19 protein-coding genes are annotated in these 25,122 nt (G+C 45.1%); 13 read left to right on the forward strand and 6 right to left on the reverse strand.

Translation table 11 applies throughout. The features are described 5' to 3' along the window. Window positions 1–51: 51 nt before the first annotated feature. Window positions 52–843, forward strand: a complete 792-nt coding sequence (locus tag OE749_RS08875; RefSeq protein WP_263712092.1) for a YggN family protein — start codon at window positions 52–54, stop codon at window positions 841–843. Window positions 844–892: 49 nt separating this feature from the next. On the opposite strand, the gene hemW is transcribed toward OE749_RS08875, so the two are convergent. The 4 genes from hemW to OE749_RS08895 form a co-directional block, all read right to left on the reverse strand. After that, window positions 893–2,032: a radical SAM family heme chaperone HemW gene (gene hemW / locus OE749_RS08880; RefSeq protein ID WP_263712093.1), complete on the reverse strand. Its 1,140-nt coding sequence runs from the start codon at window positions 2,030–2,032 to the stop codon at window positions 893–895. Further along, window positions 2,025–2,639, reverse strand: coding sequence for an XTP/dITP diphosphatase (locus tag OE749_RS08885; RefSeq protein ID WP_263712094.1), 615 nt, complete (start codon window positions 2,637–2,639; stop codon window positions 2,025–2,027). Before OE749_RS08885 ends, hemW begins: the two co-directional genes overlap by 8 nt. A gap of 9 nt (window positions 2,640–2,648) precedes the next feature. Further along, window positions 2,649–3,899 carry an ATP-dependent RNA helicase SrmB gene (gene srmB, locus OE749_RS08890; protein WP_263712095.1) on the reverse strand — a complete coding sequence of 417 codons (1,251 nt, stop codon included), beginning with the start codon at window positions 3,897–3,899 and terminating at the stop codon, window positions 2,649–2,651. Window positions 3,900–3,974: 75 nt separating this feature from the next. Continuing rightward, the gene (locus tag OE749_RS08895) at window positions 3,975–5,204 is read right to left on the reverse strand and encodes a multifunctional CCA addition/repair protein (protein WP_263712334.1); all 1,230 of its coding nucleotides are present in this window, start codon (window positions 5,202–5,204) and stop codon (window positions 3,975–3,977) included. A 229-nt stretch (window positions 5,205–5,433) separates the two neighbouring features. On the opposite strand from OE749_RS08895, the gene OE749_RS08900 reads away from it, so the two are divergent. Together OE749_RS08900 and OE749_RS08905 are read left to right on the forward strand one after the other, a co-directional pair. Continuing rightward, the gene (locus OE749_RS08900) at window positions 5,434–6,345 is read left to right on the forward strand and encodes an ExeA family protein (protein WP_263712096.1); all 912 of its coding nucleotides are present in this window, start codon (window positions 5,434–5,436) and stop codon (window positions 6,343–6,345) included. Next, window positions 6,338–7,414 carry a general secretion pathway protein GspB gene (locus tag OE749_RS08905; protein WP_263712097.1) on the forward strand — a complete coding sequence of 359 codons (1,077 nt, stop codon included), beginning with the start codon at window positions 6,338–6,340 and terminating at the stop codon, window positions 7,412–7,414. Before OE749_RS08900 ends, OE749_RS08905 begins: the two co-directional genes overlap by 8 nt. Before the next feature lie 16 nt (window positions 7,415–7,430). Here OE749_RS08905 and OE749_RS08910 read toward each other — a convergent pair whose 3' ends face one another. Continuing rightward, the gene (locus OE749_RS08910) at window positions 7,431–8,609 is read right to left on the reverse strand and encodes an HD-GYP domain-containing protein (RefSeq protein ID WP_263712098.1); all 1,179 of its coding nucleotides are present in this window, start codon (window positions 8,607–8,609) and stop codon (window positions 7,431–7,433) included. A gap of 265 nt (window positions 8,610–8,874) precedes the next feature. Here OE749_RS08910 and OE749_RS08915 point away from each other — a divergent pair, with 265 nt between their 5' ends. Further along, window positions 8,875–11,520 carry a M14 family zinc carboxypeptidase gene (locus OE749_RS08915; protein ID WP_404828160.1) on the forward strand — a complete coding sequence of 882 codons (2,646 nt, stop codon included), beginning with the start codon at window positions 8,875–8,877 and terminating at the stop codon, window positions 11,518–11,520. A gap of 161 nt (window positions 11,521–11,681) precedes the next feature. Here the strand turns inward: OE749_RS08915 and OE749_RS08920 are convergent, their stop codons facing one another. Continuing rightward, entirely contained in the window at window positions 11,682–13,346 is a 1,665-nt protein-coding gene (locus OE749_RS08920; protein ID WP_404828151.1) for a dipeptidyl-peptidase 3 family protein, read from the reverse strand. Between the two features lie 550 nt (window positions 13,347–13,896). Between OE749_RS08920 and OE749_RS08925 the strand changes: the two genes are divergently transcribed. The 9 genes from OE749_RS08925 (at window position 13,897) to OE749_RS08965 (ending at window position 25,122) form a co-directional block, all read left to right on the forward strand. Next, complete coding sequence (locus tag OE749_RS08925) at window positions 13,897–14,502, forward strand: FMN-binding negative transcriptional regulator (RefSeq protein ID WP_263712100.1); 606 nt, start codon at window positions 13,897–13,899, stop codon at window positions 14,500–14,502. A gap of 39 nt (window positions 14,503–14,541) precedes the next feature. Further along, complete coding sequence (locus OE749_RS08930) at window positions 14,542–15,090, forward strand: hypothetical protein (RefSeq protein WP_263712101.1); 549 nt, start codon at window positions 14,542–14,544, stop codon at window positions 15,088–15,090. A 1-nt stretch (window position 15,091) separates the two neighbouring features. Beyond that, window positions 15,092–15,808 carry an iron-containing redox enzyme family protein gene (locus tag OE749_RS08935; protein WP_263712102.1) on the forward strand — a complete coding sequence of 239 codons (717 nt, stop codon included), beginning with the start codon at window positions 15,092–15,094 and terminating at the stop codon, window positions 15,806–15,808. Between the two features lie 67 nt (window positions 15,809–15,875). After that, window positions 15,876–16,955 carry a DUF3419 family protein gene (locus OE749_RS08940; protein WP_263712103.1) on the forward strand — a complete coding sequence of 360 codons (1,080 nt, stop codon included), beginning with the start codon at window positions 15,876–15,878 and terminating at the stop codon, window positions 16,953–16,955. Beyond that, entirely contained in the window at window positions 16,937–18,019 is a 1,083-nt protein-coding gene (locus OE749_RS08945) for an efflux RND transporter periplasmic adaptor subunit (RefSeq protein WP_263712104.1), read from the forward strand. The genes OE749_RS08940 and OE749_RS08945 overlap by 19 nt, the downstream gene beginning before the upstream one ends. After that, complete coding sequence (locus OE749_RS08950; RefSeq protein ID WP_263712336.1) at window positions 18,016–21,090, forward strand: efflux RND transporter permease subunit; 3,075 nt, start codon at window positions 18,016–18,018, stop codon at window positions 21,088–21,090. The genes OE749_RS08945 and OE749_RS08950 overlap by 4 nt, the downstream gene beginning before the upstream one ends. After that, window positions 21,074–22,558 carry an AMP-binding protein gene (locus OE749_RS08955; RefSeq protein WP_263712105.1) on the forward strand — a complete coding sequence of 495 codons (1,485 nt, stop codon included), beginning with the start codon at window positions 21,074–21,076 and terminating at the stop codon, window positions 22,556–22,558. Before OE749_RS08950 ends, OE749_RS08955 begins: the two co-directional genes overlap by 17 nt. A gap of 1 nt (window position 22,559) precedes the next feature. Next, on the forward strand, window positions 22,560–24,848 hold the full coding sequence (locus OE749_RS08960; protein WP_263712106.1) for a penicillin acylase family protein: 2,289 nt from the start codon (window positions 22,560–22,562) through the stop codon (window positions 24,846–24,848). A 31-nt stretch (window positions 24,849–24,879) separates the two neighbouring features. After that, on the forward strand, window positions 24,880–25,122 hold the full coding sequence (locus OE749_RS08965; RefSeq protein WP_263712107.1) for an acyl carrier protein: 243 nt from the start codon (window positions 24,880–24,882) through the stop codon (window positions 25,120–25,122).

Raw genomic sequence — 25,122 nt, forward strand, 5'->3', positions numbered from 1 at the left:
CCTAGACGATTACGTTCAAAATAGTCTTAGTGATTGAAATAAGAGAGATGCATGTTTCGGAGCCTTTTTACACTGCTGCTTTGCCTTGTAAGCATCAATGCAGCAGCTGATCTTAAGTGTAATGTTGACTTAAAATACGGGTTGGTGGTCAATGATGACCATATTCGTGTGATTGATGAAACCCGCACGGTATACCAGATAAACAACAGGCAACAGCTAATTGTTCAAGGTGAGTGGATTCAGCTTGATCCGCGTCAACAAGCCGATTTAGAAAGCTTTGCTGAGGGTATTCATTATGTGGTACCCAAAATGATTATTTTGGCCTCAGAAGGCGTTGAGCTGGCTGTTGATACAATCGAACATGTGTATGTTGGTTTAGTGGGTACTGAGCACAATAGTTACGCCAAGATACAACGCTCTTTAGAGCGGGTTGAAAAACGGATTAAAGAACGGTTTATTCATGCCAGCGATAACTATTATATCGGCCCAGGCAAGTTAGAAAACGTCGATGATTTGGTCGACAAAGAGCTAGAAGAGCAGCTTGAACAGGCTATCAATACCTCTTTGGGCGGCGTGTTATCTGCTATTGGCGGGCTTGCTAGTGACGGCACAGCTGAACAAGAGCAACGTATTGAAGCGTTAACGGAACGTCTGGAATCAGTGGGACAAGAAATAGAACGTCACGTGGGAACCAAAGCTGAAAAGCTTCGTCACAAAGCCAAGTGGTTTTGCAATAAAATGCATTATCTCGATAGGGTGGAAGACAACCTCAGAGATAAAGTGCCTGAAATGAAAAAGTTCAACGTGATACGCTCTGGCAAGCAAGCCCAGCTAACACGCTAAGCAGCCGTTTACGGCGAATTCGCTAGCTCAACGCTGGCTAGCGAATTAACTACACCATCATTTCCAACAAGCTGTTCAGGTAACGGCGTCCCAGTGGCGTCACTTGCCAGCTTTGGTTATTTTCAACTATCAAGCCTTTATTCATAGCCATATTCAGATTATGTTGCGTCTCGGCGGGCAAGGGGATGCCAGTTAGTGCTTCAAAGTCATCTTTGGGGCACGCTTCAACGAGTCGGAATCGATTCATAAAGAATTCAAATGGCAGTTCGTCTTCACCCACAACATGTTGTCTGTCGGTGTAGTCACGGGTTAAATCCATATAGCCCTTAGGGTGCTTTACTTTTACTGTGCGTATGATTTTTCCAGTGTTAGTGTCGGTGATTTTCCCATGTGCGCCGCAACCAATGCCCAAGTAGTCACCAAAGCGCCAGTAATTCAGATTGTGTTGGCACTGGTGCCCCGGCTGACTGTAAGCCGATATTTCATATTGCTGATAACCCGCCTCCATCAAAGCTGCATGGCCTTTTTCCTGAATGTCCCACAAAATGTCGTCTTCTGGCAGCTTTGGCGGTTTAGAGTGAAACTGGGTGTTTGGCTCAATTGTGAGTTGATACCAAGACAAATGTGGTGGATGTTGGCGAATAGCCGTGGTTAAATCAAATAATGCATCGTCGATAGACTGATTGGGCAGACCGTGCATTAAGTCAAGGTTAAAGGTATTCAAGCCCGCTGCGCGCGCGTAATCTGCTGCCTGAATCGCTTGGTTGTCGTTATGAATACGTCCAAGTTGTTTGAGCTTGTCTAGCTGAAAGCTTTGCACGCCTATTGATATACGGTTCACTCCCGCTTGATAAAAGCCGGTAAAACGTTGGGTTTCAATAGTGCCGGGATTGGCTTCCATGGTGATCTCAGCATTCGGTGCCAATGCAACGCGCTGCTTTACGCCCTCTAACAATTTTCCCATCGCCTCTTCTGAGAACAAGCTAGGCGTACCGCCACCAATAAAAATAGAGGTGACCGGTCTGTCTCCCGTCAAGTTAGCATCTGACTCCAAATCTGACAGCAAGTGAGCAATGTACTCTTGTTCAGGCAGCGCCGACTTAAGGCCATGTGAGTTAAAATCACAGTAAGGGCATTTTTGCACGCACCACGGAATGTGAATGTACAAGGCCAAAGGTGGATTAATCAAACAGACGCTCCAACTCGGCGGTTAACTGGCGAAGAGCCTGCCCGCGATGACTCACCTGTGCTTTTTCTTCTTTGCTTAATTGCGCGGCCGTTTTGCTCAGTGCTGGCGCAAAAAATACTGGGTCATACCCAAAGCCTTCATCGCCACTACGAGTCAGTGCAATGTCGCCGTGCCATTCACCCAAGCAAATAATGGGCAGAGGATCATCGGCATGGCGCATAAATACCAAACAGCAAATAAAACGGGCGCTGCGCTTAGACTCACCATCAAGTTCACGTAATAACTTGTCGATGTTTTGGGCATCGTTCGCGTTTTCACCGGCATACCGAGCAGAGTAAATCCCCGGTGCGCCGCCTAAGGCGTCGACAGCCAATCCAGAGTCGTCAGCGATGGCGGGCAACCCCGTGAGTTTAGCGGCATGCCGAGCCTTGATTATGGCGTTTTCTACAAAGGTGGTGCCTGTTTCCGGTACGTCGGGAACATTAAATTGGCTTTGCGGAACCACGTCAACATTCATGGCCCCTAGCATTTGTGCAAGCTCTTTCACTTTGCCTTGATTGCCCGTGGCGAGTACCACTTTGTCGAGTTTGAATTTAGCGCCTTGCATGAATGACCTCTATTTTTTCTTTTTGGCAGACGGCGACTTTTTCTTTCCGCTGCTCTTCGCTTTTTTGCCTGTTTTGTCTTTGTTTTTGACTTTCTTTTTCTTCACCGGCACTTTGGCTTCTTTGTTTTGAGGTTTCAGGCCATCGATCACACGGCGTTTAAGGCGCTGTTCTGTGTAGCGTTCAATCTTGGCAAGAATGCCCATATCATGCGCTTCTGCAATGGATATGGCTGTGCCTTTGCGTCCTGCTCGGCCTGTGCGGCCGATGCGGTGAACATAGATATCCGCAGTACGAGGCAGATCGTAATTAATCACATGGGTGACATGCTCAATGTCAAGCCCTCTGGCTGCCACATCGGTAGCCAATAAAATGTTAATTTCACCTGATTTAAAGCGCGCCAACGCTGCGATGCGCTTATCTTGTGGCATTTCGCCCTGTAGCCAGCACACCATAATGCCGTCGCGCTCAAGCAATTGCTTCAATTCGTTTAGTCGATCGCGGGTTTTTACAAAGACGACAGTCGTCTCAGCCTGCTCAGTCAAAATGTGTTTGAGTAGCGCATATTTATGGTTGGCATTGTCGGCTAAATGCACCCACTGAAGAATTTTACTACGTTCTTTACGGCTTGGGTTGGCCTCGACTTTTTCTGGCTCATTTAAGATGTTGCGGCTGAATTTTTCAATGCCATCGCCTTCCAACGTTGCCGAAAAGAGCATGCTTTGCTTACGCCAGCGTGCCTCCGAGGCAATTTGATTGACAACTGCGCCAAACCCCATGTCGAGCATGCGGTCGGCTTCATCAAGAATTAAGCTTTCGATTTCACGACAGTCAAAGCGTTCTTGCGTGATATGTTCAAGCAACCGTCCCGGCGTGGCGACCAAAATATCAAGGTTCTTATCGAGTGTGTCGTGGTCTGTACCATAATTGATACCCCCTGTGATCACACCGCAGACTAGTTTAGTGTGACGAGAAATAGCGACCGCTTGCTCATACACTTGCAGCGCTAGCTCGCGGGTAGGCGTAAGAATAAGCACGCGGCACGCACCAGGATCGCGGCGCGGATAGTCCATAAGAAACTGGCAAGCGGGCAGTAAGAATGCTGCTGTTTTACCTGTGCCGGTTGGGGCAGAGGCGAGAATATCTTTTCCATCCATTGCATGGGGAATTACATCTGCCTGAATGCTGGTTGGTTGGGTAAATCCCATTTCATGCACAGCGCGGCATAATTTTGAATCGAGCTCTAGTTCTTCGAACGTCATAGTGTTATTACCTGTAATACCTGTAGGTATAAATTGTCGCGCATTATCCTTTAAACCGCGGGTTGAGTAAATTGATTACGCGGCCCTTTGGGATTTCACCTCTGCAATGGCACGTATTCGGCGCGTATCCAGCTCATCTTTTATGCCTTTACCGCTAAACCCGTCTGCAATGATAGCTTGAACGTCGATGGCATTGGCAGCCGCAAGGGCCTGTTCTACATACTCTTTTTGCGTATAAGCATCTTGCTCAAAGCCCGTTCGGCCTCGGGCGTCAGCTTTGCATGCAGTTAACATAGCAGAGAAACGCTCTGGCCGACGCCATACGTCACATTGATTAAAGACTTTTAACAGCGTAGCGGGTTTTAATTCGAATGCGCGGTGAATGTGTCCGTGAAACTCACTGGTTAAGCGCGCTAAATGCTGGGCTGAATTCGGCACTTTTAGGCGTTCACACAACGCGTCGATAGCAGTTAGTCCAGCTTTTTCGTGTCCATGATGAGAAGGCCACTTTTCTGGTGGTGTTAGGGCTTTGCCTAGGTCATGGGTTAAGGCTGCAAAACGCACATCTATATCGTCACTAAGTTGCACAGCTTGTGCAAGTACCATCATCGTATGTACGCCAGTGTCGATTTCAGGGTGCCATTTTGCAGGATTAGGCACGCCCCATAATGCATCTAATTCAGGGAACCAATACCTTAATCCTCCGCAGGCTCTGAGGGTTTCAAAGTATACCTCGGGATGATCTTCTAAGAGGCTTTTCGCGGTTTCCTGCCACACGCGCTCGGCAGAGAGGTCATTCAATTCTCCGCCTTCACACATGTGTTTCATCAAGGCAAGGGTATCTGCATGAATGGTAAAGCCGTATTGGTGATAGCGAGCAGCAAAACGTGCGACACGTAATACGCGCAGCGGATCTTCAATAAATGCATCTGACACGTGGCGCAATACTCGCTGTTCGAGGTCGGCTTTGCCACCATATGGGTCTACCAATGTGCCGTCGGGTGCTTGTGCGATGGCATTAATGGTTAAATCTCTGCGCAACAGATCTTGCTCAAGTGTTACGTCGGTATCGGCATGGCACTCAAACCCAGTATATCCTCGACCTTGTTTACGCTCTGTTCGCGCCAATGCATGTTCTTCGCGGGTGTCAGGGTGCAAGAAAACCGGAAAATCGCTGCCCACGCGAATGTATCCCTTAGAGAGCATTTCGTCTTCTGTTGTGCCGACTACAACCCAGTCGCGGTCTTTTACTGTGCGGCCAAGCAGGGTGTCGCGCACTGCGCCACCAACCAAATAGGTTTGCATATCGCTGTTACTCATTCGATGATCGTAATGTGAAAGTCCCCTATTTGCATATTGCGCAAACGAGCCGATGTCGTACTTGTTCAGCTTAGGTGACGTTATGTGGGGTAGTTTACCAGAAAATGCAGGGAAAGAATTTATCAAGGTAATCCTTTGCGGGTTGACTAAATAATGGTAGGTTTAGCGTCGCAAATTTGCATTTATTTTAATTAATAGACTGGTTATAAGCAGCATGTACCTGAGTTATTTCGGATTATCGGACAATCCGTTTTCTATCGCACCGAATCCTGACTATTTGTATTTGAGTCCTCGTCATAAAGAAGCATTGGCGCACTTGAGTTTTGGTTTGCGTGAAAGCGGCGGCTTTGTGATGTTAACGGGAGAAGTGGGTACAGGCAAAACCACCGTGTCGCGTAAGTTGTTACAACAACTGCCTGATAATACGCAAGTTGCGATGATCTTAAACCCGACGTTGTCGGCGCTAGAATTATTGGCATCGGTGTGTGATGAACTAGGCATTGATTACGATGCGTCACACGCTGGGCTTAAATATTACAACGATCTGATTTTATCCCACTTGATGGACAACCATCGTAAACAGCACAACACGGTGCTCATTATCGATGAAGCCCAGCATTTATTACCCGAGGTTTTAGAGCAACTACGCTTGCTTACCAATTTGGAAACCCATCGCGAAAAACTGTTAAAAGTGGTGTTAATTGGGCAACCTGAATTACAACAGTTGCTTAAACGCAATGAGCTTCGCCAGCTCGCCCAACGCATTACAGCACGTTATCATTTGTTGCCGTTGTCAGCGTCAGAAGTTAAAGCCTATATCCAGCATCGGCTGCAAGTGGCAGGGGGGGACGCCAGTATTTTCACCCACTCGGCATTAAAGCAAGTACACCGTGTTTCAGCTGGGATTCCTCGGGTGATTAACTTACTTTGTGACAGGGCGCTAACGCTGGCTTTTAGCCGTCAGGATCGGCAAGTAAAACAACATGTTTTTTTGGCGGCGGCAGATCAGATCTTAGGTGAAGATGTGATAAAAGATCGTCTCTTGCGCTATCAAACACATTATCTGGCCTTTCTGTTTGTTTGTTCGATTGTGGCGGGTTATTTCGTGGGGGGCTGGTATGCGTAAAGAAATTCCGATTCGCGAGTTGCTACCCGGCATGGTGATCACGCGGGTGCTTGAGCAAAATGGTCCGGTTAATGTTAGAAAATCAGGTTTGGTGACCAGCTCAGATATGGTCAGCGGATTAGCCGAAATGGGCGTGTTGACCGTAGAAATTGATTCAGCACAAACCGTGGAAATTGCTGGCGGAGTGACCGAAAAACCAGCTGAGCGCTCGCGCACCACGCAGTTACTGTCAAGCTCTGATGGCATGAAAGGCAGCCGTGCCGATGCGAATGTTACTTATAAAACCGATTCGCATTTGTCTGAGCAATTTAACCGTCGATTGCTCATTCCGTCTTCGCAGACTATTCCCAGTGGATTTTCATACTACTTAAAGCCGGCTGCTACGGCATTATTGCTCGCAGTTGGCGGTGTGTGTGTGGGATATAATCTGTCTCAGTTTTCAACATGGGTTACATTGCTCAATGGCCCCGCTTTCACGCAAACCGCCGCTCAAATGAATACGCCGACGGTGGTATATTTGCCTGCACCTCAGCAGACGCCGGATACACAATCAGCGTCCACCACTGGTGCGCCAAACCCATCACACGTTGAACCACAATCATCAATTACACGACCAGCAGATATAGGCAATATCGCTGAAACCTCTGACAATGATACTGTCACCCAATCAACAGACGACTATGCGGGTGGTGAAGTAGTTAACGAGCCATCTACAACGGAAATTACGTCGGGCATTTCACCAGATTTATTGAAAAAATTTGAGGCGGCCATTGCCGCAGTAGATGACGATAATGTCGCTCCTTTGCCAACAACGAAGATGGCGTCTCCTGATGTGCCACCTATTCATGAGTTGCCTGCGTGGGTATTAACTGATTTACCCAGTTTATCTTTTTCAGCGCATATGTATGCATCGAATCCGTCTGAGCGTTGGATTTCAGTGAATGGAATGCGATTGAGCGAGGGGGAGTTGATAGCAGATGGATTGTACCTGGTGGCGATTGAGCCGCAACATGTGATCTTGGCATTTAAGGGCCATGAGTTCAGTATGAACGCCCTGACAGATTGGTAGTGAATGTCATCTTAGACTAATCAAGGTTGTTGACTAGTACCTCTTTAAAAAACTTTTGCAGATTAATATTAAATTCTTCTGGTCTGACGCTTGATTCAATTTGCGTATCGGTTTTGCGCAAATCGTAGATTTTGGTTTCAGAGTAATGGGCAGATTTTACGTGATAAAACGTGATGACGGTGGGTTTTAACGGCTGCTTTTTATTCGCCCGAATCACGATGCCCAAGCGATCATTATCAAGTTTAACAAGAGAGCCAACGGGATGTACGCCCAAGCATTGAATAAAGCTTTGCACCAACTGTCGATCGTAAGCATCATCAACAAGCATTTCTTGCAGCGCTTTGGTGGGGCTAAGGGCTTTTCGATATGGGCGGTCTCGGGTCATGGCATCATAGCTGTCGACAATTGCAGCCATTTTCACATATTGGCTCAGTTCATCTTCTGCTTTTTGATCAGGGTAACCACTGCCATCACAGCGCTCATGATGAGCAAAAATGACTTCTCTGACAATGTGAGAAACTTCACCGCAGCGTTCAATAATGTCTAACCCAATATCCACATGGGTTGACACCACATCCATTTCTGGCTTGGTGAGTTTGCCTTTTTTATTGATAATATCCATCGGCACATTCGCCATCCCTATATCCATAACAAGGGCTGCAAAACTCAAATCCTCAATGCATTCTTTGTCAAATTCTAAATGGTTGGCAAACATGGCCATTAACGTAGAGCAGTTAAGTGAGTGTTCAAAATAGTAGTTGTCAGCCCGATTTAGTAGTGCGAGACAAGACAGGGTATGGGGACACTCAATCACGCAGTCAATTACGTCTAAGCTAAGGTCTTGCATAGCATAGAGTTCAGCATGGCCATTCTCTTTAATTTTTTGAAAAAATTCACGCTGAATGGTTTTTGCCTGCAAAGTAAGTTGTTCCGCTCTCTCCATTTGTGCGCTAAGCGGCGCTTGTGCAGGTGATGAGCTCGTTTCGCCTTTGGGTGGCGCTTGCATTGGTTCTGGCAATTTGCTTTTGGCATAGTCGACTTCAACCATAAGTACGCCTTTGTCTTTCAGGCCATTAATGGTTTGTTGGGTTTTGACTAACCCTTTAGATTTGACTTTTAAATCGCCTTTTTGCTCCAGCACGCCATTCACGTACATGCCGGGTGTTAAGTCATGTATGCTAACAGGTTTAAGCATCTATCCGTCTCGCATTTACCATCATAAAAATATCAGTGATGAAAGAGTAAAGATCAAGAAAATGATAGGGTTATTTCGGATTAATATTTTTTCATCGGGCGCGGCAATAAAAACAAAGTTTGCGACCAATACGCTTACTTTAAACAGGGTTTTCACGCATACTAGCCCGCACAAATGATGGATTTTTAAGGAAATATGTGTGATCACTAAGCAGCTTATTGGCTACGCTGGCGTTGTAATCTCGTCGCTCTTATTACACCTAAGTGTGACGACAAGCGCGCATGCGCAGAATACGTCAGCTACACTTTCTTCAAACTCAGAGACCGTACATTGGCCCGACACGCAATACACTAAAGATATTCCAACCTTTAATGATGTTTTGGGTTACTCGCCTGGTGAGCGAATCTCTAGTCATGCGCAAATGCTAAGGTATTTTGAAGCGCTAGAGCGTGCAGCACCAGAGCGGATCAAGCTGATTGAATACGCGAAAAGCTGGGAAGGCAGAACGCTATTTTATGCCGTATTAGGCTCTCCATCCAATCTTGCATCACTGGATGAATTTGCTAGCAATATGCAAAAGTTAGCGAATCCAGATTTGCACGATAATGAGCAAGCACTTATCGACACGCTACCGGCGTCTGTATGGCTTGGCTATGGTGTGCATGGCAATGAAATCAGCAGTACAGATGCGGCCATGTTTACAGCGTATCACTTGCTTGCTTCGCCCACGCAATCTACTAATCAGTCGATTCTTAACAATACGTTGGTGTTCATCGATCCCTTACAAAACCCTGATGGCAGAACCCGCTTTACCAGCCGTTATTATGCCACAGTTGGCATGGAACATAGCGCAGACCGCCAGAGTGCAGAGCATAATGAACCTTGGCCAAACGGCAGAACCAATCATTACTTATTTGACATGAATCGTGACTGGCTTGCTATTACTCAGCCTGAAACGGCAGGCCGTATTGCGGCTATGAATACCTACACGCCGCTAGTGGTAATCGACCTGCACGAAATGGGGGGCGATGCGTCTTACTATTTCGCGCCTGCCGCACAACCTGTGAACCCCCATATGACAGCCTCGCAAATTGAGAATATGGGGCTAATTGGCGAAAATCACGGTGAGCATTTTGATGCCTTTGGATTTGACTATTTTACGCGGGAAATCTTCGATGCCTTTTATCCTGGATATGGCGACAGCTGGCCAACATTTTATGGTGCGTCAGCCTCGACCTATGAAGTGGGATCGTCTCGTGGCGAAGTATTTCGTAAACGCAATGGCGACATTTACACTTATGCTGACTCGGTACAAAAGCAGTTTGTGGCATCGATTTCTACCGCAGAAGCCACCGCGAAGCACCGCAAAAAGTTATTAAAAGATTTTTACGATTATCAACTGTCAGCCATTAAAGCCGGTAACGATACAAAGCAACGCTACTATGTGTTTTCACCAGAGTACGATCGTGCAGGCGCATATAAGCTGGCGCGGTTAATGGCGAAACATGGTGTCAGAGTGGAACAAGCAACAGAGCCCTTCAAAGCCTGTTCTGCATCTTATCCGTCAGGAACATTTATCATAGATAGTGCACAGCCCAAAGGACGCTTTGTTACCACGACATTCAGCGAGCAAGTTGACATGTCAGAGGCGTTTATTAAAGAGCAAGAACGTCGCAGAGCCCGTCATTTACATGACGAGATTTATGATGTGACAGGCTGGTCGCTACCATTGATGTTTAATATTGACGCCCAAACTTGCTCTCGCGTGTCTGCGAAAACTCAGTCTGTGAGCGATAAGCTTGAATTGCGCGCTAAGGTGACTAACCCTAATGCAGACGTTGCTTACATTATTCCGTGGGGCGACATGGCTGCGGTAAACTTTTTAACGATGGCGCTTCGCGAGAATGTCATAGTAAAAAGTGCAAATGAAGCCTTCACGTTAAAAGGGGGCAAGACATACCCAGCAGGCTCTCTGATTATCGAGAAGCGACGAAATCAAAATGTTAATATTCAGACATTGGTGACGACGCTGGCTGAAGAAACGGGGGCCATTGTCGATGGCGTCAACTCTTCTTGGGTGATAAAAGGCCCAAGCTTAGGCAGCGGCAATACACCTGAATTGGTGACACCGAAGGTCGCCATGGCTTGGGGAGAATCAACATCTGTCACAAGCGCGGGCAATACCCGCTTTGTGATTGAACGTCAGATGGGGTATCCCGTTACTGCAATTAATGTAGCTGACTTAAGTAATGCAGACTTGTCCAGATACCACGTATTGATATTGCCACACGGATATTATCAGTCAGCGCTTGGAGAAAGTGGTGCTAGTCATATCAACGAGTGGGTGTCTGAAGGTGGTGTGCTTGTGACAATGTCAGGCGCAACGAAGTTTATTGCTGATGCTGACGTGTTGGATGTAAGCCGAGAGTACGCGGTAAGAGACAGTAATGATGAACCTAGCCCTGATAAAGGTCGAGTCAGTGGAACGCTAATCTCTTCCCATCAGGCGTTGCTGGATACTATCGTGAATGCAGACAGTAATCCTGACTATGTTGCGGGTGTACTCGCGAATGTAGCGGTTGATCAGGAGCATTGGTTAACTGCGGGTGTGAAGCCCAATGTGGTTGGTTTGGTAGGTGGTAGCGACATTTATACGCCCATCAAGCTCACGTCAGGCCACAATCTTGCGTGGTTTAAAGGAGAAGACAAGGTATTAGCCAGTGGGTATCTATGGGAAGAAAATAAAAAGCAATTGGCCTATAAGCCCTTTCTTATTCAGCAACCCGTGGGAAATGGAATGATCATCGCGTTTACGCAAGAGCCTACGTTTAGAGCTTATATGGATGGCCTCAATGTCATGTTTGCGAATGCGTTGTTCAGAGCACCAGCACATACTCGTACATTGCGTTAAGGTGATTAAACGGTAAAAAGCCGTGTTATCAATGTTTGATACACGGCTTTTTTGAGGGATTATGAAGTCTGATAGCTTATATCCGTCGAGTTTAACTCTTTTGAGGTAATTTCACTTGGCTAAACCAATATGAAGTGGCCTGCACATGGTGCGAGCATACCTTACAGCCCAAGTACCTCTTTACCTTGCTTGAAGGTAATATCTACAGGAATATTTGCTTCAGACAGGGCGTTTAGACTGGCAGCTAAGTGCTTGTCGATTTTGCCTTTTTCTGCAACAAGGCTAGCGACTTTCGCGTAGTCACCGTCACCTTGAATCGTTAGGATCAAGTTTGATAGAGAATTTATTGCTTCCGCCATTTTGTCAATATTTACCGCATACTGACCTTCTTCATTCCGAGTGAATGCACCGTTTTCCGCAAAGTAGTTAAAACGAACCATGTTTGCTTTGCCATGAGCAGAACTCGCACCAAAGCGCACTGAACGGAAAATACCCGCCATGAACGTAACGTAGTAGTCTTCGATTTGTCCTTCCGTAATGACGCCTTTTTCCAGTAGCTGTTGCACCATGTAAAGCCCCAAGATATCAGCCTTGCCTTCTTCGAGCGCAGAGGCGTGCTCCTTTAAGGCTTGTCTGACGGTGCCTTTGCCATCTAACGTGGTTTTAATTCCAAGCCCGTGTGCCACTTCATGGAACATAGTATTGGCAAAAAACGCATCAAATGTGATGTGCTTGCGTTGTTCGGGTACGATGAGCTGTTCGGAAATTGGCACAAGAATATGATCAAACTTGGCTTTCATCGCATTTTTGAGTTGAAGACGACGTGTGCCTTTTTCTAACTGTACCTGTTCATCGTTAGGCAAGTTAATGGCAATTGTTTTACTGGCTGCGTTTGAGTGACCTGCGTAATAAATCACATCATATGCGTTAAGGTCGGCATTGGCACCAGGCATTTGTGCCTTGTATGGCGCGTCAACGGGAAGTCCCTTTTGTAGCTCAGGCAAATACGCTGCGTATTTAGATAGCCTGTCACTCCATGCCATGTCTTTAACAAGCACATAAGATTCAAATGCTGCACGGTAACCAAAAAGTTGGTCTTCGTATGTTTCGATAGGCCCAAACACCAATTCAATGGGATTGGTTTTCATGTCCATCCAAGCAAAATCAGATGGTTGATAATTATCTGTGACCAAGGCCTCTGCGCGCATTTTCAGGTAGTTCGCAAATTCTGGATTGTCGGCCAGCTCAGACGCTTCCAATAGCAGCTGAGAGGCCTCGCTTAATTCTGTTTGATAATAAGCTGAATAAGGAACGGCTTTGAGGCTACCATTTTTATCTCTCACGACAATTGAGTACAAACCGGCTTTATCATCAAAGGTGGCTTTTTCGAATTCTTCTTTTGTCATGTCGGCTGGATAAAATTGAGCACCTAGTGGCTTTTCGTCGACGCCTTTAAGGAACGGTTTATCTCCATTGAGCCTATCCCACGGACCATAATTAATGTCGGCAAAAGCGCGCAGCTTATCGTTGTCGAAGGCACTCAAAAATGCGTTTTTGTCACCGCCGTAGGCTTGTTTCCAAAAAAGGTCATCCATAATCTTTGAGGCGTCTATCAACAGTGCCACCATCTTTTTTTGATTGTCTGACAAGTGAGATAGGTCGGCTTCTAACGTGACGGGATGATAAATATCTAGTCTAGAATCAAGGTCCGCCACCATTTCTATTGCAGCTTCTGATTGTTTGATTGCTGTGTCTTGAGGAGCATCTTTACATGCCGTCATCGACATTGTCGCAGCGATAACCACCGCCAAATATCGTTTCATCATTTTAGTATCCTTAATCGCTACGTGAGAACCGCTGAAAACGAGAAAACACAATAAGCGTTTGATTTAGCTTTATTTATTTTAGTTTGTTTTTGAACTTGTCATGTCATTGTAGCTATCCATGAAAGTGAAAGATAGTCATTGAATTTGAAAACACAGAATATGTCGATGAATCCACGACAGCTTCTACGCATAGGTCACATTGAGTGGTCTAGATTAAGGTTACACCTCAACTGGACCTGCTATGAAAGAGTTAGAAGATAACCTAACAACTTGGTGAGCGTCTTTAGTGACTGAAATAACAGTGACAAGTGCAACGCATGTAGCGTCTACCTGCCCCCTTATTCGTATCAATGTCAAATAATAATACCGTATGACCATACTTTTTGTGTTGGTATTTTGTCACTTAAGGTAGAAGTTAAGGGCTTAATTTTTTATATGTTATCTTTTTGTGTTAGATGTGTTTTATCTATAAATATTTTGTTGTTAATTTTTTTGTTTTGTTTATTATGGGTAGAAATTTTTCTAATGCACCTAGATAAGGAGGTTGGTTTTGTACACATATTTGCCGAGTCATTTTGATATGCAATGCCAAGACACGGTAAGTCGATTGGTATTAGAAAATAGTTTTGCAACATTAATTTCAGTGGATAGTGCTGGAGAAGTTTATCTATCTCACCTTCCTATTATTTTAGAAGAATTTGGTAAAGATTGGGTTTTTTCTTTTCATTTTGCCAAAAAAAATCTGCATAGTGAGGTGTTAACTAGTTGCCCTAAGAATATATTGGTCTTTAAAGGGCCACATAGCTATATCAGTCCAACATGTTACTTAAAAAAACCAGCAGTTCCCACTTGGAATTATGCTGTAGCGCATTTTGAAGGTGAAGTCACATTACTTGATGATGACCAGTTAATCACTCACTTGCGTAAACAAGTTGATCTCTATGAGCCATCGCTAAACGACAGCGATGTCATGCCTGAAGAGTTTGTTGATAGATTAAGTAGCATGATAATCGGCTTTGAAATGACAGCAAAGCAAGTGATTAGCAAGTTTAAATTGGGACAAAATCGTTCACCCGAGGATCAAGCCGGAATACTTGAAAAACTGCAAGTTAGCGGCGATTCACATGCGATACATCTTGCTGAACTGATGAAATAACGAAAGAAATTATTAGTAGTACTTGGAATATATTTGGAAATGGAAATCCAACTTCTTGAATGTGAAAACAGCTATCTAAAGTTACTTGCTCATCGTGAAAGTGTTTACGAGTATGCGAAGCTTGATCACCTAACAAAAAATTCACACCATTACCATATTGAAATGAGTCAAGACAAAGTCTCATATTTATTCTGTGGTACGTTGAATGATGAAATTATCGCATCTTGTCGTCTCACCGAAATGCACTCCCTTGATTTGGACTTTCAACAAAAAATAAAGGCGCTTTGCCCTGATTTAGATCTTGATAAAACCTTTATGATTTCACGTTTATGTATTAGTGCAATGCATCAAGGAAGATATAAATATAAACATCTTTTGTCTTACGTGTGTAACTGGGCTAAAGCCAATCATAATAATCAATTTTATCTCGCTAAGTGCCGCTTTGAATTAGCGCCATTATACCGAGCTTTTGGTTGTGAAGTAATTGAAGGTAGCACGTATTACGACGAGTTAGGTGGTGCTGAATATTTATTGCTTAGAGGTAATATTCAGCAAACATATGATATTTTTAACAAAGGAAAATCCTAGAATGGAAAAAATCGATTTAGCTAAGTTGGAGCAAAAAGTTGCCAGTATTTGGGATGATGTTTTAACTAATTCTCCATTTATCCATGAAATAATGAGTGGTAAAGCAACCAAAGCTTTATATGCCATTTATATGATTGAAACCTATCATTACACTAAACACAATGCGAAAAACCAAGCATTAGTTGCAGTTATGGGGAATGATTTACCCGGTAACTACCAGTCTTACTGTTTCCATCATGCTCATGAAGAAGCCGGCCATGAATTAATGGCACTGTCAGATATTAGATCTATTGGTTTTGACGGTGACGCAGTATTAGCGTCGAAGCCTTTGCCAGCAACGGAAACGTTAATTGCCTATTTGTATTGGATTTCTGCGACGGGTAACCCTGTACAGCGATTGGGGTATAGCTTTTGGGCTGAAAATGTTTATGGGTATATCGACCCTGTATTAAAAGCAATCCAGTCAACGTTGAATTTAACCCCGCAAAATATGAAGTTCTTCGTCGCGCATTCAGTGATTGATGATAAGCATGCTGATGAAGTAAACGAAATGCTAGAAATGTGTTGTAAGACGCAAGACGACGTCGATGCTGTAACGGCGGTCATGGAAAATTCATTGGTATTGACAGCGCGCATTCTCGATGATGTGTGGAAAGAGTATCAACTTTTCCAAAGCGGTGAATCTGACCGCTACGCGTTCTTGCGCACGAATGCCTAGTTGTTGACACGTTTTTTTGTTTGGGGTCTGTAACTCCGGCCCCAAACAATGTTCAGTAGGTAGGACGATGGCTTATTTTTCTAATCTTAATTATACGCTTGGAGATGAAGACACGCTGGTTGAGCACCAATTACTGCCCCAAAACGCAGGGCATATCGTTGCTATAGCTGGCAGTGGCGGACGAATTGTCCCACTTATCGCTAAGCGTCCTAAAATAATTACGTGTGTAGACATACTGCAAGAACAGTTGGACTTAACCGAAATGCGGGTTGAAGCGATCCGTCAATTGCCGTTTTCTGATTTTATGGCGTTATTTGGTTATCCCGAATACCCAGTTAGTACAGAACAACGTCAAGCGCTATTCGGCAAATTACAACTGCGTCAACAAACACAGTCGCGCTTGCAGGCATTTTTTCAGAAGTCGGGATGGCAACCTATCATTTATCTTGGCAAATTCGAGAAAATGCTGATAACCGTCTCTAAGCTAATCCGATTTGTAGTGGGCAATAGACTCGACGTTATGTTCGAGTTTGACGATTTGCATGAGCAGCGTAATTTTGTCAAAAGTAACGCTTTTCCACATAAACGTTGGCAGTTGGCATTGGCGCTTTTTGGCAATGCGACGGCACTAAACGCGCTTTTATATCGTGGTGACTTTCCTCAAAAAAATAGAAAAGGCTCGACATTTTCTATATATCGAAACATGTTTTCCGATTTGTTTAATCAGGTGTTGTGCAAAGAAAGCTATTTCTTTCAGATGTTGATATTAGGCCGATTGGTCAATGCGCGCACGTCCATGATGGAAGCCAACGAAGCGATCTATAAAGATATCAAAGAAAATCTTACATACACACAAGTTCGCTACGCACAGACAGACATCGTCACTGCCATTAATGGGGTCGATGATGCGGTAGATTTTGTTTCTATGTCTGATGTGCCTTCCTTTATGCCCGACGATTCCGCTAACACGTTTTTAAATAATATCGCTCCGAATTTGACTGAAAGCGGAATGGTTGTATCGCGCGGGCACTTAAGGGTGATTCACCCCGATAGTCAAGGATTTAATGATATCAGTACACAGCTGGTCAAATTGTTTGGTAGTGAAAGAACAGGCTTATGGCAAATTCAATGTTATCAAAAACAGTAATCGTGTGGTTGGCATTATTTTCTTTTGCAGTGCTGGCAGATACATCGGTAGTGGTGCAAAGCCCTTGGACGGCATCCTATGAAAAACAGTATCGTACAGTTGCCACGGTCAAAAGTCGTTATGTCATCCAATATGCCGCACAAGTCGAAGGGAAAGTGTCGGAAATATACGCTTTAGGCGATGTTGTTACGATTGGTGATGCTTTGGTGCGTCAATCCGATCCGCTGCAACAGCTAGAATTAGAACGCGCGGAATCTTTGGTCTCTTCGCTTACCGCGAGCTTGGATATTTCGGAACTGGAAGTGGAACATTTAGATGCGTTAGTACGCTCAAATAGTGTATCAACACAGCAAGCGAAAATTCTGCGTTTAACACTAGATAAAGCGCGCGCCGATTTAGCTGTGCAACAAAATCAGGCAAAGCAGCTTAGACAATCTTTGACTTTTTTAACAACTCAAGCGGTAAAGCCGGGAACGGTAATTGAGCAGCATGTCAATATTGGAGAGTTCGTAGAAAAGGGCGATGCTTTATTGACTACCGTTGACATGAGTGCTGTACAGTATTGGTTAACATTGCCATTGGAACTTGCTGGTCTCGTTGACGAGAACACGCGTATAGAGACGCTCACTGGGGATATGTCGTTGCCAATTGCGTCTGTGATTCCAACGGGTAAAACGTCAGTATCGATATTATCAACGCTTGTTGATATGACCGACCGAGCGGTTGGTCATTTGGCGACACAAGAAGTCGTGGTGACGATGTACAACGAACAACCTCTACAATGGTTTCATCGCGATGGTGTCATTGATAGAAATGGCATCACTCAGGTTCGGGTAGTCGATAGTCAAGCTCGCGCCGCCTATCGCACCATTGATATTGCCGCGGAAAAGGGCCAATTTGTCGGTGTGGCTGGACAATTGCATTCGGGCGACAAAATTATTTTGCGCGGAATGATGGATATAAAGCCAGAAAGTGGACTTCGTATCGATAGCGATAGAACCGTCGAGCTAAAGAAACAGTTTGTCTCTAATAGCTTCAGCGCTGTTGAGGGACAAGCGTGGTGATCGAGTTTTGCTTAAAATATCGCCGCATTATATTGGTAATATGCGCGTTGTTTATGACCCTGGGTATCGTCTCAGCTTTACGAATGCCAGTTCAGTTACTGCCAACTATAGAGCGTACTGAAATTAAGATTGGGGCCCGTTGGCAGCAGAATGCCCCCGAAGATGTCGAATCCCAGATGGCGGTGCAATTAGAAAACGCCCTCGCTTCGTTACCTGGTCTGAAGCAAATGGAAACGTCGGTATCTACTGGGACGCTTAACACGAATTTACTGTTTGAAGATAGCGCGGACCCAGTGGCTTCTTTGATTGCTACTGGCGCGAAACTCAACCAAGTTCAACATTGGCCGCAAAGTGCCGATGAGCCACAAATTACTCAAGATGGCATCAGCGAGTCTGAGACTGTTGCGACGTTGATGCTATACCCCACCTCTGATTCTGACGCTGACTTTGCATTGCTTGACGAGACAGTGCGACACGTGGTGATTCCATCTCTGTTGCGAATACCTGGTATTAGTCGTGTTGATAATAGCTTTTCTCACAGAGACAAAGTTATCTGGGTGAATTTTGATCCTGTCAGTATGAGCCGATATGGGATCACTGTCGCAGAATTACAGCAGCGGATAAAACAATTGCAAGATCAAAGTGGCGGAACAATTGAGCTTGGCAAAGATAGTGTTGCACTGAGATTTAAGGGGCAACCAGACAGGTCAGCCTTGTCACAACACATTATTAGTTGGCGCGAAGGGTGGCCTATCTATTTAGGTGATATCGCTGAATTTGTTGAAGGGTATGCGCCTGGTCGAAATATCACTTATAAAAGTGGCCGTGAAGCGTATTACCTGAGCTTAAAACGAGGAAGAGGATCGAACTCTTTTGACATTGTTCAAGCCATTAAAGAGCGTATTAGCGAACTGAATGCCATAGAGCTTAAGCCTTTGGGTTTAGCGCTTGGAATGAGTTTGGACACGTCGGAAAATATTGAGCGAGCGATTGCTATCGTTGGGAGTAATTTGCTGCTTGGCATAGGATTAGTATATCTCGTCCTGTTCTTTTTTATTCGCCGTCATAGTGCTGCTTTGGTGGTCATCATTTCCGTGCCGTTATCAATTTGTTTGACATTAATGTTGCTATCGGCTTTTGGTGCTAGCTTAAATGTGATTTCGCTGGCAGGTTTAGCCTTTTCAGTTGGCCTTATCATTGATGCTGCGGTTGTGGTGCAAGAGGCCATAGAAGCTCGCTGCGCAGCAGTGAAAAATACCCGTGAGGGAATAAAGCTAGCTGTTACCAAAGTTGCGAAAGCGTTGTTTGCCTCAACACTCACCACCTTATTGATATTTATCCCTATTGCTGGGTTTTCTGGTGATGTTGGGCAATTACTGGCTGACTTGGCATTAACGATGGCACTGGCCATCAGCGTCTCATTATTGGTGGCATTGGTGGTTGTACCGATTTTAGTGAGTATTAGTCGTACCTCTAAGACGACCGATTTTCAGTCACCTTATTGGCGTAAATTAGCCGACAAAGCCTTACTTTCAAGTAATACGCCAACTAAGCAATCTCTCTTGTTGGTAATGCTTGTGCTTATTCCTGCTATATCTATTCCGCTTATGTTACCGCCCAAAGATTTGTTGCCTAACGCTGGTGATACGTTGCTTAGAGCATCGATTCGAATTCCCCAAGGCCGTAATATTGAAACGTTGAAGCAAGATGTGGCCGACGTGTTAATTGAGCGCCTCAAACCTTATATGAATGAGAACGCTCCTGTGGCAGTGCGCTCTTACAACTTAGTGGTTGCTACAAACTTTGCATTCATTGTGGCTTATCCAAAAGACCCCAACCAGTTAGACGCGTTGATAACGGAATTCAAAGATTCCATTTTCGCCGGTTTACCTGAAATCAGTGCTTATGTTGAACAAGAGCCAATGATTTACTTCCGTTCGTCAGCGTCGAAGCAAATTCACCTTAATATTCACGGTGATGATTTGTCACACATGCTTTCTCTAGCTAATGAATTGAAGGCGGCAATTGTTGAACAAGACATTGCACAAGGCATACGTATTACTCCTGCAGCAGATGACGATGCACAGCGTTTGTTGGTCTATCCCAAAAGTTGGGCAGACTATGACTTTGGTCTAGAACAACAACAACTAGCGGATATTGTAAGTGCCTACAGCGGAGGCTTGTATGCCGGCGAGTTCATTGATGGATTAGAAACATACGATTTTTATCTTCGTGGCCCGAAATGGTACAACCCTGACCAACTTCAACAGATTCAAGTGCTAACACCGAACGGTAATAGTGTGAACTTAGGCACGCTGGTCGAAGTTACCCAGCAAAAAGGCCCTAGTCGATTATTACGGCTGGACGGTCAGCGAACGGTTAGGTTAATTGTTACACCACCCAATGGTGCGTCGCTAGGAGAGGTTACCAACAAGTTGAGAATGTTGGTGGCACAGAATTTCGCGGCACAATTGAGCAGCCAGAATTTGCATGTAAGTTTTAAAGGTAGCGCCGACGAATTTGAACAGGCAATGAATCGCATCGTAATGGTTGTCGCATTGGCGTTGGGTGGATTGGCACTGGTACTCTTTTTGATTTTTGGGTCGATTAGTGCGATGGGGCGGATTTTGTTGACTTTGCCGATTGCCATGTTCGGCGGTGCTTTTGCTCTATGGCTTATTAATGTTTTCACAACAGTGACATTAGATATTTTGACTATGATGGGCTTCATTATTTCCGCTGGATTGGTGCTTAACAACGCAATTTTAATTATTGCTGAGCAACGGCACAGTATGAATCAAGGGCTGGACAGCCAACAAGCGCTTCATCAGGCAGTGATGGCTCGTTCTCGCGCTATCTATATATCAGCGTTGACGTCTATATGCGGAATGTTACCTCTAATGTTATCTCCGGGGCTTGGCGCACAAATGTATCGAGGCATGGCAACCGTGTTGGTTGGCTCTATGAGCTTTAGTTTGTTGTTTTGTGTATTTGTTGTAGCGGCGTTGACTCAACAGTCTTCAGCACAGCGGGATACCAGTCAGGAGGGATTGAATGGACAACTTGATTGATGGCTTACGTCACAGCCTAAAAATGCATGGAGAGCGCAGCTTTATTTACGCAGAAGATGGCGAATATAAGCGCTTAACTTATGCCGAACTACATGAATTAGTCACTCGATTGGTGAGTGAATTGGGCAATCTGGGCATCTGTCGTGGAATGCCAGTTGGGATTGTCGGTGACAATTCACTTAACTGGATAGTATACGATTTAGCCCTTACTCAGCTGGGGGCGGTGGTAATCGGTTTGCCACAAACGTTATTTGCCGACAATGCTGATTTAGTGAAACGTTATGGGCTGGGATGTTTGCTATTGTCTGATGCATTTTATCAACGATATAACGTTAGTTATGAAAACGTGATCAATATCGACAGTCCTGTTAACGCGCAAAATATAGTCTTGGCTGACGTTGAAACAACGTTTTCTGAAGACGAGATCTCTGTAACCTTTTCTTCTGGTTCAAGCGGTAATATTAAAGGACTCGTCATCTCTAAACGTGGTGCAGATGCGCAAATTCGCGCGTACAAAGATATGTTTGATGCTGAGCACGGTCGATTAATTGTTTACATGCCATTTACCAGTTATCAGCAACGACTGTATGTCTATGGTGCTATCGCGTTTGGCTTTGACCTTGTACTTGTACCGCCACATCTTTTGTTCGATGGTCTGGTTCGAATGCAGCCAACGGTACTGATGGGACCGCCAATATTGTTTGAATCCTTAGCAAGACAGCTAGCACAGGCTGACACTAAAATGGTGCGAGAAACGCTCGGCGGTAGAATGCACATAATGACTACGGGTATGGCGAAAATTCGTCAAGAGGCCATCGACTTTTTTCATCGTCACGGGATTCGGTTGTGTGAGGGATACGGCCTAGGTGAGTGTGGATCTGTTTGTGTCAATACGTTAGGCGCAGAGCTACCGGGTTCGGTTGGCAAGGCGTTACCTGGAACGCAAGTTCGCCTAGCCGACGATGGGGAAATTTTGGTCGCCAAAGATCGCCCCCTTCTCAGTCGTTATTTGAATGAAATTACCGACTCACAAGATGTGCAAGACACCCGTTTTCATGATGGTTGGTTCTATACCGGTGATCTTGGAAACATGGATGCCGATGGAAATCTCTATGTTAAGGGGCGAAAGAAAACGACACTCGTGTTGAAAGACGGAAGAAAGTTTCAGCCTGAACCGGTTGAAAAGGCGTTGGAGCAAGCCATTGACGTAAAACGAGCAACCATATTAACCAGCTCGGATTTTCAAGGTTTGGTCATTGCAATTGAACAGCATGTTATCGATACGTCGAAAGTGGATGCCGTTAAATCGATGGTCAAACAGTGGTTTACGGATTTTACAGGCGGTACTTATCTGCTAGTAGATGTACAAGTGGGTGACTCAGAATTTACTCCTGAGAACGGGTTATTGCTGCGTAACCTCAAATTAAACCGTCCTGCTATCGCCCAGCATTTTGGTTGGGAGGCATAATTTGAAGGGGCGTTTTACTGCAAGGCTTTGGTCAGCAATCACAATACTCATTGTTTTATTCGTATTCATCATGGTCGCGGGCCTGTTTGCATTACGGTTAAGTTTACCTCCTGACGTGGAAAAAGTCGTTAACTCAGATTTACAGGGACCTGTGCAGGTAGAGATAGATGACCTTGGGGTACCTCATATTAAGGCGCAAAATCGTGCCGATGGGGCGTGGGTAACGGGGTATTTGCATGGACAGTCGCGGTATTTTCAGATGGATCTTTTGCGTCGCCGAGGAGCCGGCGAGTTGTCTTCGTTGTTCGGGGTGCGTGCACTTGAAATGGATAAAAAATCTCGATTGCACCAGTTTCGACTTCGGGCTGCGAAACAATTGACAACCTTACCTCTATGGCAAAAACGTTTGCTTGAAGTGTATGTTAAAGGGGTAAATGCAGGTTTGGCCTCATTGACCGTTAGGCCGCCTGAATATCTGATGTTGATGCAACAGCCCAAACCTTGGACTGAAATAGACTCTCTATTGGTTGTGTATGCCATGTATTTTGGGCTGCAAGATGGCAATGGTGACAAAGAGTTGCTTCGAAGTCTATTGCACTCACATTTTCCAGAAGGTTATGCGTCGCTATTACCCAATCGTACACATTTTGAAGTGCCATTGGTGGGTAAAAGTCAGGCTACGCCGCTAGATTTTGACGCGCTGCGTAGTCATTTACCTAAAGAACATGCAAAAGGGAGTAATGCTGGATTAGGTTCAACGGCACCGTCTCATGGCAGTAGTGCATGGTTGGTATCGGGAGCCCACACTGCCAGCGGTAAAGCGATATTATCCAATGATATACATTTGGGATTGTATTTACCTAATCAATGGTATCGTTTGAGTCTTAGCGTGGGAGAACAACGTGTTACCGGCATCACCTTGCCAGGAACACCGTTAGTGGTCGCAGGCTCGAATGGTTATGTTAGCTGGGGGCTGACTAATAGCTACGGTGATTGGAGTGATTTAACCGTAATCAACGAAGACGTGGAAGTCGAGCGAGAAGACACGGAACAGATCGAAGTGGATGGTGAAATTGAAGTCATCACGATTAAACACACACGATTTGGTCCGATATTGCCTCAAGGAGGCTATGCGATTAATTGGTTGGCTCATACCGAAAAAGCAGTCAATTTGAATCTTTTCGAGTTCGAGAGCGCTCGCTCAGTAGAGCAGGTATTGGCGCTCGCGCCACATGTAGGTATACCGCCACAAAATTTACTGGTGGCTGACCATCTTGGCGATATCGGTTGGACTATTATGGGTCCTTTGCCGCAGCGTGACAATGGCAGGTTTGCCTCAACACCGGCGCATTTTCACGATTGGAGATGGGTTCCACCAGAGGATTATCCGCGCATATTGAATCCTGTATCAGGCTTAATCTGGTCGGCAAATAATAGGATGTATGAACAGGCTGAATGGCCAAGTATTGGTGAGGATGATTTTCTTAGCAGTGCCCGCGCGTGGCAGATTCGACAATCTCTTGGGCAGCTGCGTAATGCAAACGAAGAACGTGTTGCATCCATTCAGTTTGATAATCGAGCACTGTTATTGGCGCGTTGGTATCGTCGGTTAATTCAAGCAATTAACACACAACGTGAGCCTAATGCTGACTTAATACGCCTAATGTCAGACTGGGATGGCCGAGCATCGAAACAATCGGTAGCGTACACGTTGACGCGTGCGGCTCGAAACCAAATTATTGCTGATTTTTATCAACCTTTTCTAAGCCAGTTGTCGGAGCCGAAAGTAATTAATGCTTTCAACCGAATTAATGGCAACGTCGAACACACGGTATGGGCAGCAATTGATACTAATCAGGCTGATTTTTTTGGCGCTGACGAACTCGATGATTATCTATATCAGGTACTTTTGTCGCGTTATCAAACGCTTTTGCAGGAGGTGGGTGACGAAGACAAATTGCGTTGGGGTTGGCAAAATCAATTACGCATGAACCACCCACTTGGGTTGCCTGTTTGGCCTTTCGATGGCTTCTTTAATCTAGTATCACAGGAGCAGGCTGGCGGTCAATTTATGCCGGCTATCAACGAACCACGATTTGGTGCCTCCATTCGTTTTAGCGTCAGTCCTGGGCAAGAGCATTCGGCTCTAGTTGCCATGCCTGGTGGTCAATCTGGTCATCCGCTTTCTCCTCACTATGCAGCTGGGCATCGACAATGGCTCGATCAGCAATGGATCCCGTTCTTGGGGGGGAATATACAACAGACTTTTGAATTTTTACCCGAGCGTTAGACTTGGGTTGTGGTTTTGATGAGGTAAATATATGGACATGACAAACGTTTTGCTAGAAGCAGCTCAACAGGTATTTCAATATCAGGTCGAGGTCGATACCCCAATTAATAGTATTCCTGGGTCATCGTTGCAACTCATGCATTTTAAAGCACAGATAGAATCGAAAACGGGATGCACAATACCACTTGAACAGTTATATCAAGTTACAACTGTGCGTCAACTCGCTAACGTCATATCTCAGCCTACTGTCGCCGTAACCTCTGGTGATATTTAA

Source organism: Fluctibacter corallii (genome assembly GCF_025751585.1).
Taxonomy (GTDB): domain Bacteria; phylum Pseudomonadota; class Gammaproteobacteria; order Enterobacterales; family Alteromonadaceae; genus Fluctibacter_A; species Fluctibacter_A corallii.

Excerpts from the sequence above, each read along its gene's own strand:
- OE749_RS08875 (WP_263712092.1), top strand. The coding sequence starts at position 52 with ATGTTTCGGAGCCTTTTTACACTGCTGCTTTGCCTTGTAAGCATCAAT.
- OE749_RS08885 (WP_263712094.1), bottom strand. The coding sequence starts at position 2,639 with ATGCAAGGCGCTAAATTCAAACTCGACAAAGTGGTACTCGCCACGGGC.
- srmB (WP_263712095.1), bottom strand. The coding sequence starts at position 3,899 with ATGACGTTCGAAGAACTAGAGCTCGATTCAAAATTATGCCGCGCTGTG.
- OE749_RS08895 (WP_263712334.1), bottom strand. The coding sequence starts at position 5,204 with ATGCAAACCTATTTGGTTGGTGGCGCAGTGCGCGACACCCTGCTTGGC.
- OE749_RS08900 (WP_263712096.1), top strand. The coding sequence starts at position 5,434 with ATGTACCTGAGTTATTTCGGATTATCGGACAATCCGTTTTCTATCGCA.
- OE749_RS08905 (WP_263712097.1), top strand. The coding sequence starts at position 6,338 with ATGCGTAAAGAAATTCCGATTCGCGAGTTGCTACCCGGCATGGTGATC.
- OE749_RS08910 (WP_263712098.1), bottom strand. The coding sequence starts at position 8,609 with ATGCTTAAACCTGTTAGCATACATGACTTAACACCCGGCATGTACGTG.
- OE749_RS08920 (WP_404828151.1), bottom strand. The coding sequence starts at position 13,346 with ATGATGAAACGATATTTGGCGGTGGTTATCGCTGCGACAATGTCGATG.
- OE749_RS08930 (WP_263712101.1), top strand. The coding sequence starts at position 14,542 with ATGGAAATCCAACTTCTTGAATGTGAAAACAGCTATCTAAAGTTACTT.
- OE749_RS08935 (WP_263712102.1), top strand. The coding sequence starts at position 15,092 with ATGGAAAAAATCGATTTAGCTAAGTTGGAGCAAAAAGTTGCCAGTATT.
- OE749_RS08940 (WP_263712103.1), top strand. The coding sequence starts at position 15,876 with ATGGCTTATTTTTCTAATCTTAATTATACGCTTGGAGATGAAGACACG.
- OE749_RS08945 (WP_263712104.1), top strand. The coding sequence starts at position 16,937 with ATGTTATCAAAAACAGTAATCGTGTGGTTGGCATTATTTTCTTTTGCA.
- OE749_RS08955 (WP_263712105.1), top strand. The coding sequence starts at position 21,074 with ATGGACAACTTGATTGATGGCTTACGTCACAGCCTAAAAATGCATGGA.
- OE749_RS08965 (WP_263712107.1), top strand. The coding sequence starts at position 24,880 with ATGGACATGACAAACGTTTTGCTAGAAGCAGCTCAACAGGTATTTCAA.